Source organism: Adlercreutzia equolifaciens (assembly GCF_029076695.1).
Classification (GTDB): Bacteria; Actinomycetota; Coriobacteriia; order Coriobacteriales; family Eggerthellaceae; genus Adlercreutzia; species Adlercreutzia equolifaciens_A.
In genome coordinates, this window is the sequence record NZ_JARFIK010000071.1 from 1 (window position 1) to 419 (window position 419).

Annotated in this window: 1 protein-coding gene; it reads left to right on the top strand. The window is 64.0% G+C overall.

The genetic code is table 11. The features are described from left to right. Nucleotides 1-419: nickel-dependent hydrogenase large subunit (locus PZH32_RS11515; protein ID WP_275208393.1), on the top strand; the 419-nt coding region annotated here is incomplete at both ends.

Below are 419 nucleotides of genomic sequence, written 5' to 3' on the forward strand. Positions count from 1 at the left end.
ACATCCTGTGGCTGTACAACCTGGTGGCTCTGGACTATGTCAACCCGCTGAACGCCCTGAACGCCAATGTGGCCGAGGCCTACGCGGTGGCCCAGGAGAACAACCTGGCCCTGCACTCCGACCTCTACCAGCTCTATGACAAGCTGGCGGCTTTCGCGGCCAACGGCCAGCTGTCCATCTTCTCGGGCAACTGGTTCGACGCCGACAATGGCGAGGCGTACAAGCTCACCCCCGAGCTCGACCTCATCCTGACCTCCCATTACCTGGAGGCCCTGAAGATGCAGGCCCGCGCCTCCCAGATGTCCGCTCTGCTGGGCGGCAAGATGCCCCACATCATGACCTCCATCCCCGGCGGCTACATGTGGGTGCCCACCGAGTCCAAGCTGGACGACCTGCTGGCCATGGCCACCGAGGTGCGC